Annotated in this window: 10 protein-coding genes and 1 tRNA gene; 10 read left to right on the top strand and 1 reads right to left on the bottom strand. The window is 46.1% G+C overall.

Features of this window, described 5'->3' with window-relative positions:
- Nucleotides 1–107 precede the first annotated feature (107 nt).
- Nucleotides 108–1,949 (bottom strand): hypothetical protein, encoded by a 1,842-nt coding sequence (locus SMSP2_RS05170; RefSeq protein WP_146682933.1) that lies wholly within the window; start codon nt 1,947–1,949, stop codon nt 108–110.
- A 193-nt stretch (nt 1,950–2,142) separates the two neighbouring features.
- On the opposite strand from SMSP2_RS05170, the gene SMSP2_RS05165 reads away from it, so the two are divergent.
- The 10 genes from SMSP2_RS05165 to SMSP2_RS05120 all read left to right on the top strand — a co-directional run bounded on the left by SMSP2_RS05165 (nt 2,143) and on the right by SMSP2_RS05120 (nt 11,758).
- A tRNA-Ser gene (locus SMSP2_RS05165) sits at nt 2,143–2,227 on the top strand.
- Between the two features lie 402 nt (nt 2,228–2,629).
- The gene (locus SMSP2_RS05160; protein WP_146682932.1) at nt 2,630–2,893 is read left to right on the top strand and encodes a MazG nucleotide pyrophosphohydrolase domain-containing protein; all 264 of its coding nucleotides are present in this window, start codon (nt 2,630–2,632) and stop codon (nt 2,891–2,893) included.
- A gap of 95 nt (nt 2,894–2,988) precedes the next feature.
- Nucleotides 2,989–4,095: an outer membrane protein assembly factor BamB family protein gene (locus tag SMSP2_RS05155; RefSeq protein WP_146682931.1), complete on the top strand. Its 1,107-nt coding sequence runs from the start codon at nt 2,989–2,991 to the stop codon at nt 4,093–4,095.
- Nucleotides 4,096–4,450: 355 nt separating this feature from the next.
- Nucleotides 4,451–5,482, top strand: coding sequence for a Fic family protein (locus SMSP2_RS05150; protein WP_146682930.1), 1,032 nt, complete (start codon nt 4,451–4,453; stop codon nt 5,480–5,482).
- A gap of 121 nt (nt 5,483–5,603) precedes the next feature.
- Nucleotides 5,604–7,217 carry a bifunctional phosphoribosylaminoimidazolecarboxamide formyltransferase/IMP cyclohydrolase gene (purH, locus tag SMSP2_RS05145; protein WP_146682929.1) on the top strand — a complete coding sequence of 538 codons (1,614 nt, stop codon included), beginning with the start codon at nt 5,604–5,606 and terminating at the stop codon, nt 7,215–7,217.
- 6 nt (nt 7,218–7,223) lie between these two features.
- Nucleotides 7,224–7,874 carry an HAD family hydrolase gene (locus tag SMSP2_RS05140; RefSeq protein WP_146682928.1) on the top strand — a complete coding sequence of 217 codons (651 nt, stop codon included), beginning with the start codon at nt 7,224–7,226 and terminating at the stop codon, nt 7,872–7,874.
- 159 nt (nt 7,875–8,033) lie between these two features.
- Complete coding sequence (gene thrS / locus SMSP2_RS05135) at nt 8,034–9,956, top strand: threonine--tRNA ligase (protein ID WP_146682927.1); 1,923 nt, start codon at nt 8,034–8,036, stop codon at nt 9,954–9,956.
- Nucleotides 9,957–10,042: 86 nt separating this feature from the next.
- Nucleotides 10,043–10,558, top strand: coding sequence for a translation initiation factor IF-3 (gene infC, locus SMSP2_RS05130; RefSeq protein WP_146682926.1), 516 nt, complete (start codon nt 10,043–10,045; stop codon nt 10,556–10,558).
- 57 nt (nt 10,559–10,615) lie between these two features.
- Entirely contained in the window at nt 10,616–11,248 is a 633-nt protein-coding gene (locus tag SMSP2_RS05125; protein ID WP_146682925.1) for a cobalamin B12-binding domain-containing protein, read from the top strand.
- 69 nt (nt 11,249–11,317) lie between these two features.
- The gene (locus SMSP2_RS05120; RefSeq protein ID WP_146682924.1) at nt 11,318–11,758 is read left to right on the top strand and encodes a hypothetical protein; all 441 of its coding nucleotides are present in this window, start codon (nt 11,318–11,320) and stop codon (nt 11,756–11,758) included.
- Nucleotides 11,759–11,770: the final 12 nt, after the last annotated feature.

Raw genomic sequence — 11,770 nt, 5'->3', positions numbered from 1 at the left:
CATGTATTGTTCGTTTTATATCGTTTTGACGGATTTTTGCCGTCTTATGTGGTTACGCGGCGTAAAGTGACAGAGCTGCCGATACAGCAGGTGTCGTTAGATCCCTGTTATTCCCCGAAACCCGGAGCTGTGTCAGGCCCGCCAAATCCGCCGAATTCTCCGCCGGGTGCTGCTTCGCCAGATTCTTCACCTTCGGCTGTCAATGCTTCTGCCTGTTCTTCTTCCTGGAGTCTGGGAATGAAAATGTCGAGCCCGGGCAATTCAGGGTTTTCTTCCCGAATCAGTTTGAGCTCTGGTTTGAGGCTTGTGAATATCTTCTCGATCAATGATTCATAGACACTTGCTTCCGAAGGTCTCTGCATCTGGGCGAGGTTTTCAAGAATACTCATAAGCTCTGCTTTTCTGTCTTCCTGCTGCGGCATTGCTTCGGTCTCGCTGACCAGCCTGCTAAGCCTGGAATATTCGTCAAGCAGCTTTTCCTGGGCAGTCTTGAATTCAAGCCCAAATTCGGAAAACTGACGGGCTACCACAGAACGTGAGAAATATTCGTCCTCTTCGATTGCGATCTGCTTGTACTGTTCAACCTTTTCTATAAGGAAATCAATCGCCGATTTATCGCCCGTTGTACGTTTTTCAAGGTTAATCATGTCAGATATCATCAGCATGTAACTGCGGACGGCACGGGCGGCCATATCACCAGAAAACATGTCTATAGCGGATTCGTATTGTTCGGCTGCCTGGGCGTAGGTCTGGTTTGTCATAGATAACGCTTCGTCAGCGGCAGCGGCGGTTTCAGTGTTGAGAGACTCAAATATAGCGAGTATTTCATCCGTCGCGATCTTGGTATAATTGCCGGCATACGCCTCGGCACGAGAGTTGTATTCGGCAAGTTTTGCCAGCAATGAGGCTTTTTCATTGTAACTTATTGCTATATCCAAGAGTGCGAAATCTCTTAAATCATAGGCTTTGACTTTTCTATAATCACTTATCGCATCATCGTATGCGCCGGCAGCGGAGTTCACCGCGTCGTTATATGCCTGTATATCCTGCCGGATTTCATTAGCGGCATCTTTGATTAACTGCTGTTTTTCTGATATCTGTCCATCAAGCGAAGCGATATGCTTCATAACTTTGAGGTCCATATCTGGATCCTTGAGGACTGCAATGCGCTGGTTTAAATCTTCAAGGTCACGTTCCATCTTTTCTACAACCGGGGACAGTGCATTGATGTCGCTTTCAGCCATTCTGGCCTGGTCGATCAGATTCTGCAGTTCCAGCTCGTAGTCGAGAGTTCCTTTTGTTTCATTGCCGCTCTGGTCAATGCCCCTTATAATATTGTATGCTTTTCTTTGAAGTTTGATTTTTTCGTCACCGGATAGCTTTTCCGCTTCCCGAAACATTTTATCAGCCTTCAGTGCCATATCTGTGGCTTTCTGGCGTGTGTTCTCAATCTGCTCTTGCAGGTTTTTATATTCTGTCTGCATCTGCCGGAGCTGATTGCGACTCATTTCCAGCCTCTTTATAAGCCCGGCAGACGAATCAGTTCCGTTTACAACCGCAAGCAGGTTTTCAAGTTCTGTTTTATCAGCCTGGCCAAGAGATGTATGCAGTTTTTTCTTCATCAGCAGGTATTGCAGTGAGGAAAGCTCTTTTCCGACCATGTCCATCTTTTTTGGTGCATTGTTTTCTATGGAAGCCAGTTCTCTGCTCAGCTTGACGGCGTACGCCTTGTTCAGGTCTCCGGCAGAGAGGAACACGGCATCAGCCTTCATGTCTGCCCTGGCGGCAGCATTTAGCGCCTTTTCCAGCTGGTTTCTTGCCAGCTGGTAGTTATAACCGTCTTCAATGGTGTATAATTCTATTATTTCAATAGCCTTGTCGAGTTCCCTGCGAGCTTCTTTGGCAGCCTCTTGAGAGGGGGTATCCTTGCACCCTGCGGTCAGGCTCATACAAACAATTACAGCTGTCAAGCTTACGACAAATAATTTCGATGCCTTTTTCAATTCGGTATCTCCGGTATTCATGAGTATAATTACAATTACTAAAGACAGTTGATACTATGAATTTAAAAATATTTTTCAAGAATAATCTAACATTTCCTTGCATTATAAAAAAGTTTTATATAATATGCTCACCCAACACGGATGAGTGACCGAGCGGTTTAAGGTGGCGGTCTTGAAAACCGTTGTACGGAAACGTACCGGGGGTTCGAATCCCTCCTCATCCGCTTAAAGCCGGTTTAACTGCCGGTTTTTTTTATGCGCGTTGTATAAGTTCATGATGCAAAAGGGGATTCGAACACCCGTGTATGCGAAGCAGACACCTGCGGGGGTTTGACAAAAGGTCCCGGCCGTTGCCCGCACTTTAAATCTCTACCAAGCATGTATTTGCATCTCGCAGAGCACAATTTGGCGGGTATCTTTACAACATTGCTGCCGCCTGAAGATAAATTGGGTTCTGCTGCAAAGAATAGCAGCTCAAACCATACTTCTGCGGAGGGTGATAAGACAAATAATTTAACCATAATAAAATCTCACACGTCTTTTTGCAGGTTGAATGTGAATTTTATTGCCTCTTGTGAGTGTTTTTATATAATCGAATTTTTGTTTATTATTGAGGTATATAATATATGCGAATCAGGGATTTTCAGAATTGGATATTAGAGAAATACGGTCAGCGTGACAATGAACGCGGCACGTCGGGGACCTTTATGTGGTTTATCGAGGAGGTTGGCGAGCTGGCAACGGCCCTGCACGGCGACGATATTGATAACAAGCACGAAGAATTCGCCGATGTTTTCGCCTGGCTGTGCACCTTAGCCAATATCAACGGTGTTGACCTTGAAAAGGCTATCGAAAAATATACCGTAAAGGGCGTAGAAGGGTTTAAATAATCAAATAAGTTCTTCTCAAAGATGAGGTTATAAAATATATTGCTTTAAGGCATGATTTTTACAGGAATAATTTAAATTTATAGAGGCTAAATAATATGATAAAAAAATCATTATTCTTTATTATTACTGCAATTGTAATCAGCGGCTGCGCCGAAAAGAAAAAAGCGGAACCTGCTGCTGAGAATGAAAAAACAGCAGATGAAATTATATCACCCTTTGAGCTTAACGACAATATGATGTCGTTCCAGTGGCAGTCAGCCATACCCCTCAAAGCGGGCGAGAAAATTGCACAGAGCTTTACATATGAAGGTGACTTGTTTGCGGTAACCAGCAAAAATCTCATATTCTGTCTGGATCGGATAACCGGCGAGCTGAAATTTGTTAAAACCCTTTCTGAACCTGGATTGCCTGTTAGCCCGCCTGTGATTTATGATTCCAGGCTGTATTTCTCTGTCGGTTCACAGATTGTAATAGTTGATCCCAAAGAATATAAAGCTCAGCCGCAATTCCGTATGGATAACCCGCCGGTCGCCAATCTGGTAATCAAACAAGGGTATTTGTACGCTGCCCTGACAGATAAACGTCTGCGCTGCTATGATTTAGATGATAATATGCAGGTCTTTTCAGTTGTTCCCGATGACCAGTCGGGGATTCAGTCATTTGCTGTCGATGCAAACAGGGCTTACATTGTCAGTAATGATGCCAATGTTTACGGAATATCCAGGTTTGAGCCTGTAAAGTACTGGGCCAATCAGCTTTTGAACGGCATACCCGGTGATATAATAGTCTCAGAAAATTCCGTGTATGTCGCGGGCGAAGACGGCATGATATACAAGATAAATTCTTCAAATGGGGTTACAACCTGGAAGGCTGTCCTGGGAACAACGATAGACAAAAAGGTCAGAATTGTTGACGGCATGGTAATGGTTGAGACACTGTCTAAAGGCGTATATGCAATCAGCGATGAAACCGGTGAAGTTTTGTGGCACTGTGACGGCTGCAGACAGCTTGTTTCCATGTACCGCGATACAATGACACTGCTCACCGATGATTCGCTTGTAGTGGTTAAATCCTCAAATGGCGAGATTGTCAAGAGTGTCAAGGTTGCGAATCCCGCCGGTGGTGTATTTAATCAAGCAGATTCAATGAGTTATGTTTACGACTATAAGGGTAACATCTGCTGCGTGGATGAACTGAAATAGTCAGACTTAAGAACAGGTGATTAAAAATAGGACTGTATAAAGTAAATAGCCGTCTTCACTGTCTGTATTGCGGCTGTGACGATTTTAATATACCGGAAGGCTATCAGCCCGAATCCGGCGAATTGCTCGAGTGCCGTGGATGCGGTAAGAATAATCTTTACGATGAAATGGTACAAGAATGCCGCATAATTGCTCAAGCAAAATTTAAAAATGCGATGATCAGAAAACAGCGCGAGGCCACAGCCCTGAAACTTGCTAAGAGCTTGCAGAGGTTCAAAGAAACCGGCCGCTTTTTCTCTGATGATTGAGCTCAGTGTTGTTATTTGCGAAACCGTTATTGAAAACCAGAGCTTTAATGAAACCCAAATTCAGTATAACCAACCGAATTACAAACGCTCTGACTCGAATCGAGCGTGCGAGAGGGTTTTTAGACGCGGCTAATCTTTCGCGGCGATGGGTTGAGAATATGAGCCGGCGTGCGCTGCTGCTTGAGGCACATTATACTACCCATATCGAGGGCACAGAGCTTACCCTCGAACAGGCCGAGAAGGTGTGGCGTGGTGAACGGCCTGAAGGAACAAACGAAGATGATGTCCGGGAGCTTTTGAACTACCGAAACGCCTTTGAACTTGTCGCAGGACACTTAGGCGGCGGATCAGAAATTACTGAAACGCTGATTCGAGAGATTCACAAACGGCTTGTTGAGGGTGTTCGCGGCGGTCAGGGTATGCCGGGCCGGTACCGCAAAACACAGAATTATGTGGTTAACTCACGCACAAAAGAGGTGATATATACGCCGCCGCCGCCGGCAGAAGTGCCGGTGATGATGGCCGAACTGGTTAGTTGGCTCGCTAAAGATACGGATATTCACCCTGTGCTTGTTGCCGGCATAGTACAGTTTCAGCTTGTGCATATACACCCGTTTGTGGACGGCAACGGCAGGACGTCTCGTCTGCTTTCCACTCTGTGTCTGTACCGCAGCGGCTATGATTTTAAGCGGCTCTTTACAATAAGCGAATATTATGACCGAAACCGGATGGATTTTTACAAGGCTTTGCAGGATGTCCGTAGAAATTCTATGGATATGACATGCTGGCTGGATTATTTCGTTGTCGGCCTGGCAACCCAGCTGGATGAAGTAAAGTCTCGCGGCAGAGCGGTTATAAAGGCCGATGTAATTGCTCGTGAACATGGACTAAACGACCGCCAGGTAAAGGCCCTCGCCTGGATGTTAGAGCTCGAGACAATGCGGATCAGTGATTATGAGAATGTCTGCCCGGGTACAAGCAGGCGGACACTTCAGAGAGACCTGAAGAAACTGGAAGAAATTGGCCTTGTCAGCCAAAATGGTGCGGCAAGGGATGTTTATTATGTTATTAACGAATAGAAACTTACAGGGTATTGCGACAAATCGCGACATAGTATCGCGACAAATCGCGACATTCCGTCGTGACAAGCAATAATATTAAGAATAAATAGTTAGCCTTTAAAAGAGAGGAATTTAAAAAATGAATGTCAAGATCAAGAGAGCCCTTATAAGTGTATCAGATAAAACAGGCGTTGCCGAGTTTGCCAAAAAACTGGCCGGTTTCGGTGTTGAGATAATCAGCACCGGCGGAACAGCTAAATGCCTCAGCGAAGCCGGTTTAGATGTTATCAGCATCGATTCTGTTACGGGCTTTCCTGAAATGATGAACGGCCGCGTAAAGACGCTGCACCCCAAGATTCACGGCGGTCTGCTGGGCCTGCGGGATAACAAAGAGCATACCGATGCCATGGAGCAGCATGATATAACGCCTATTGATCTGGTATGCGTCAATCTTTATCCGTTTGAGCAGACAATCGCCAAATCTGATTGCACGTTCGCGGACGCTATTGAAAATATTGATATCGGCGGGCCGAGCATGGTTCGCTCTGCCGCGAAAAACAACAAATTTGTAACCGTTGTTACAGATCCGGCTCATTACGAAGAGGTTCTCTCCGAGATGCAGGCCAACGACGGCTGCACAACTACCCAGCTTCGGGCAAAATTCGCCGCGGCTGCATTCAGCCTGACGGCAAACTATGACGCGGCAATAAGCAAATACCTTAACTCTAAACAGAGCAATGAGTTCCCTGATCGTGTTTCTCTGGCTATGACCAAAGCTGCCGAGCTTCGATACGGCGAAAATCCGCATCAATCCGGTGCGTTTTACCGTTTGGCAAAGAAAGATGAAGTCAGTGTGGGAAATGCCAGAGTCCTGCCCGGCAGCACCACGGATATCAGCTTCAACAACCTTCTCGACGTAAACGCGGCATTTGAGCTGGTAAAGGAGTTCACACGCCCCGCCGCGGTTGTTGTAAAACACCTCAATCCATGCGGCTGTGCGGTTGATGATGACATAAAGGTTGCCTATGAAAAGGCTTACCTCGGCGATGTTGTCAGTGCCTTTGGCGGCATTATCGCTCTGAACCGCAAGGTTGACGCGGAGCTTGCCACTATCATTATGGAATCCTACGCCAGATTCGGCAAGGCCAATGGTGCCAGCGGTTTCTTCGCCGAGGTTATCATAGCTCCCGAATACGATAAAGAGGCACTTGAGATTATTCGTACCCTTAAAGGCTGGGGCGAGAGAGTCCGGCTCATGGAAACAGGCCCCATATCTCGTGATTCAATCGACACTTCTGAGTATGATGTCCGCTGTATTGTCGGCGGTATGCTGCTCCAGAAACGCGACCTGGCGGGCTGGGAGCCGGAGAATCTTACGTATCCGACAAAGCTCAAACCGACCGAGCAGCAGCTTATAGACCTTGAACTGGCATGGATAACCGCTAAGCATGTCAAAAGTAATACGATAACCCTTGTAAGCGGCTCAAAACTTGTCGGTGTGGGTGCCGGCCAGATGAACCGTGTGGAATCCGGACTTATCGCCTTTAAGATGGCCGGCGAAAAGGCCAAGGGATCCGCGATGGGTTCTGACGCTTTCTTCCCGTTCCCGGACAATATCGAAAACGCAGCCAAAGCAGGCATTGCTTGTATCGTGCAGCCGGGCGGCTCAAAGAAAGATGATGAGGTCATCGCTAAAGCAGATGAGCTGGGAATCGCAATGGTATTCACCGGCAAACGCCATTTCAAGCACTAATCAGGTATGGCGATCCGCGGAATAATATTCGACCTTGACGGTACGCTTGTTGATACGATTGGCGACTTGACGGTGTCGCTCAACCATGCGCTCATCACCAACGGCTTCGATGGTATTACCGTAGAGCGTACACGTGAGATTGTCGGCAATGGTGTCAGGCGGCTTTGCAGCGAGGCGGCCAAAAGCAGCCGGATTGAACAGGTAGAGGCTGTACTGGCAGTCATGCGGGCTCATTATGCGGAGAATTACAAAAACGTTACTCAAATTTATGACGGCATAACAGAATTGCTGAATGAGTTGACCGGCAGGAATGTTTTTCTTTCTGTTCTGACGAATAAAGTTGAAGATGTCTCTCGGGATATTATGAAACATTACTTCAGCAGTTGGGAATTCTATCCGGTCTATGGTGCCGTAGATGGCAGAGAGCTCAAACCTGACCCTGAGATGCTGCATAAGATTATGGAAATGCGAGGCTTATCTGCCAGCGAAGTGTTGTATGCCGGAGACAGCGAAGTTGATATCCAGACAGCCCGAAACGCCGGTGTAAAGTCTGTAGCTGTAAGCTGGGGATTTCGCCCCAGGGCAGAGCTGGCAGAACTTGAGCCGGATTTTTTGGTAGATAAACCCCGTGAAATATTAGAGTTACTTGACAAATAACCCTGTTGCGGATATATTTTAACCTAAAATAATGTTTAGACTGTCCGGTTATAATATGTTTAGGGCAGGTTTTAAGTTAAAGATAATACAGTCCTTATGACTGTTCTATTTAAGTTTGTCAGCTCAAAAGGCTGACTTCCACAGGAAAGAAACTCAATAATGGCAAATGTAAAGTTACCAGACGGTAAAATACTCGAAGTGGCAGACGGGGCAACAGTCCTTGATGCTGTTAAACAGATCGGCCCCGGGCTGGCCAAGGCGGCGCTGGCGGCATACATCGATGGAAAGATGGTTGATTTGAGTACGCCCATAAGCGGCGACTGCCAGATGAACGTTGTCACAGCCCGTGACGAAGCGGGCCTCGAGCTTATGCGTCACAGCTGCGCGCATGTCATGGCGGAGGCTATATGCGACCTATGGCCTGATGCTAAATTAGTTTACGGGCCTGCCGTCCGTGATGGTTTCTATTATGATATTGACCTTGATACGCCGATTACTCCGGAGGATTTTGAGAAAATCGAAGCGAGAATGGCAGAAATCGCAAAGGCTGACCTGCCGTACAAACGAGTTGAGATGACCCGTGATGAAGCGCTGGCGCATGTCGTCGGCGACAGGTACAAAACTGACAACATCAATAGGGCGGATGGCGATGTTATGAGTTTCTATTCGCACGGCTTCGGTTTTGAGGATCTCTGCCGCGGCCCGCACGTGCCCTCAACCTCACGTATTGGGACGTTTAAGGTGATGAGTGTTGCCGGAGCGTACTGGCACGGCGATTCGACACAAAAAGTGCTTCAGCGTGTTTACGGCACAACATGGCCTGACAAAAAAGCCCTCAACGAATATCTTACAAGGATAGAAGAGGCCAAAAAACGCGACCACAGGGTGCTTGGCAAACAGCTTGATCTTTTCAGTTTTCACGAAGAAGGGCCGGGATTTGCTTTTCTGCATCCCAAGGGCATGGTAATATGGAATGCCGTGATCGATTTCTGGAAAGAGCTTCACGATGAGTATGACTATGCGGAAATAAAGACCCCGATAATGCTGAATGAGCAGCTCTGGCACCGCAGCGGGCACTGGGATAACTATCAGGAAAATATGTACTTTACCAGCGTTGACGATGTTGATTACGCCATCAAGCCGATGAACTGCCCGGGCTGCTGTCTGGTTTACAAGAGTAATAAGCACTCTTACCGTGAATTCCCAATCCGCATGGCTGAGCTGGGGCTTGTGCACCGTTTCGAGGCCAGCGGAGCTCTGCACGGGCTTGTGCGTGTTCGCCAGTTTACCCAGGATGATGCCCATGTTTTCTGTACTCCCTCTCAGATAGAGAGCGAAGTAATAAGCATAATCGATATGATTTACGCAATTTACAAGGCATTTGGGTTTGAAGATTTTCACGTTGAACTCTCGACAAAACCCGAAAAACATATCGGCTCAGATGAGATATGGGAAAAATCTACTAACGCCCTTAGATCCGCTCTTGAGCATAAGCAGATAGATTTCAAAGTCAACGAGGGCGACGGCGCATTCTACGGCCCCAAGATTGATTTTCATATTGAAGACTGCATTGGCAGGAGCTGGCAGCTGGGAACTATACAGCTTGACTTCTCCATGCCGCAGCGGTTCGAGCTGGAGTACACAGATTCGGACAATACCGAGAAGACGCCCGTCATGCTCCACAGGGCGATACTCGGCTCACTTGAGCGGTTTATGGGTATCCTGATTGAGCATTACGCCGGCTCAATGCCTCCATGGCTGGCACCTGAACATGTTCGAATTCTGCCGATAAGCGATAAAACGGCTGATTACGCTGACAAGATACGCCAACAGCTTAAAGATGCCGGAATTCGTTCTTCTGTTGACAAGTCGCCTGATAAAATCGGGATTAAAATCGCCAAAGGCCACGCTGAAAAGCCGCCTTATATGCTTGTTGTCGGCCCCAAAGAGGCCCAGGAAAATGCGGTCAATGTCCGGATACGCGGCGTAAAAGAAAATAAAACTATTCCAGTATCGCAATTTATCGCTATACTTAGAGATAAAATAGATTCAAGGTCGCTGGAAACCGATTTCAGCATTTAAATCGTTAAATGGTAACGATTAGAAAAGTTATTTGGTTAAAGCGGAAATTACGCTTTCACCAGCAGTTAATTTTGAAAGGTTAAACTATTAGCAAGCAGGAATTACGAGTCAACAGGGCCATAAGGTCGAAAAAAGTTCGCCTTATAGACCAGGATAACCAGCAGATAGGTGTTGTTGACATCAGAGAGGCAATGTTTATGGCTTCAGATGCAGGTCTGGACCTGGTCGAAGTATCTCCAAACGTTGAACCTCCAGTGTGCAGGATAATGGATTATGGAAAGTGGCTTTATCAGCAAAAGCGCAAGGCCAAGCAGAATCAGAAAAGTCATCACTCAACCACACAGAAGGAACTGCGTTTAGGGCCTGAAATCGGTGAGAATGACAAGAATGTAAAGGTTGGCCATGCCCGTAAATTCCTTGAAAAAGGGCATAAGGTACAGTTTACCATGCGTTTTCGCGGCCGTGAGATGATGCACGTTGATCAGGGCAGGGAGCTTATGGTATCTGTTATTGAATCACTCTCAGATATCGCAAAACCTGACAAGGAGCCTAAGCTTATAGGACGCAGGATGATAGTCGTCCTGACACCTGCTAAAAAGTAGATTTTCAGTTTAGATTGAATATTTACTGATATTTTTTAGTAAGCTAAAGGAACATAAATGCTTTCAAGTCTTTATGATAGTTATCTTTCTGACCTGATTTCAGGAAATAAAAAAGGCTGCACTGAAATTGTCGAAAGACTTATTGAGCACGAAACACCCGTGTATGAATTATATACGGGCCTCTTTCAACGGAGTATGTATGAAGTCGGGCAGTTGTGGCAGAACAATCAGATATCTGTTGCTGTTGAGCATATGGCAACTGCCGTAACCGAAGGGCTGCTGAATCTTGTATATCCAATCATTTTTTCAGCCGACCATATTGACAGAAGTGCTATTGTATGCTGCACGCCTAATGAATATCATCAGCTTGGAGCAAAAATGGCAGCCGATATTTTTGAACTCAACGGCTGGGACAGTTATTTTCTGGGTGCTAATACCCCTACTCATGACCTTCTCTGTATGATTGAAGAGAAAAAACCAGATTTACTTGGGTTGTCCGTAAGTTTGTACTTCAGTATTCCGTATTTAATAGAAACGATTGAGGTAGTTTCCGCGTCTTTTCCAAATCAGGAAATTGTTGTTGGAGGCCAGGCTTTTTCATGGGGAGGCAAAGAGAAACTTTCGGGGCATCCGCAGGTGAATATTATCGACTCAATTATTACTCTCGAAACAGTGACCAAAGAGTATTAAATATAAAAAAGACGATAGCTCAATCGGCCGCGGCTCTAAAATAATTACTATCCTAAAGAGGAGATCAAAATGAGTAAATCAGACCTTCTTGAATCTGCAAAACAGCTTAGACAACCCTCTGAGCAGGCGGCTAATGAGTATGCTCAAAAACGGGCTAAACTTGTTTCGGAGGTTGACCGTATTCTTATTTCCAGACCGGACTTAATAAGACTTATTGGAGAAGGCAATAAAGCAATGATGCAGGATAACCACAAAAACCACGCTCTTTTCATGGAGTCTATGTTCAAATTTTATGACCCTCAGGTTCTGGTAGAGACTGTGTTGTGGGTTTTCAGAGCATATCGTTCTCATAACTTCCACCAGACCTATTGGCCTGCTCAGCTCAATGCCTGGCTTGCCGCTATGGAAAGTCTGCTTTCAAACAAGGCCTATGACGAGATTGTGCCATTTTACAACTATCTGATCGTTAACATTCCCGTATTTTCAAACATGGTTGAATCCGGATCATGAAGGATTCATAAG

Origin of the sequence: Limihaloglobus sulfuriphilus (assembly GCF_001999965.1) — a bacterium.
In the GTDB taxonomy this organism is placed as follows: domain Bacteria; phylum Planctomycetota; class Phycisphaerae; order Sedimentisphaerales; family Sedimentisphaeraceae; genus Limihaloglobus; species Limihaloglobus sulfuriphilus.
The sequence above is the reverse complement of the archived record's forward strand: the minus strand, read 5'-3'. Positions and strand labels throughout refer to the sequence as shown.

Coding starts and splice junctions, on each gene's coding strand:
- SMSP2_RS05170 (WP_146682933.1), bottom strand. CDS start 1,949: ATGAGCCTGACCGCAGGGTGCAAGGATACCCCCTCTCAAGAGGCTGCC.
- SMSP2_RS05160 (WP_146682932.1), top strand. CDS start 2,630: ATGCGAATCAGGGATTTTCAGAATTGGATATTAGAGAAATACGGTCAG.
- SMSP2_RS05155 (WP_146682931.1), top strand. CDS start 2,989: ATGATAAAAAAATCATTATTCTTTATTATTACTGCAATTGTAATCAGC.
- SMSP2_RS05150 (WP_146682930.1), top strand. CDS start 4,451: ATGAAACCCAAATTCAGTATAACCAACCGAATTACAAACGCTCTGACT.
- purH (WP_146682929.1), top strand. CDS start 5,604: ATGAATGTCAAGATCAAGAGAGCCCTTATAAGTGTATCAGATAAAACA.
- SMSP2_RS05140 (WP_146682928.1), top strand. CDS start 7,224: ATGGCGATCCGCGGAATAATATTCGACCTTGACGGTACGCTTGTTGAT.
- thrS (WP_146682927.1), top strand. CDS start 8,034: ATGGCAAATGTAAAGTTACCAGACGGTAAAATACTCGAAGTGGCAGAC.
- SMSP2_RS05125 (WP_146682925.1), top strand. CDS start 10,616: ATGCTTTCAAGTCTTTATGATAGTTATCTTTCTGACCTGATTTCAGGA.
- SMSP2_RS05120 (WP_146682924.1), top strand. CDS start 11,318: ATGAGTAAATCAGACCTTCTTGAATCTGCAAAACAGCTTAGACAACCC.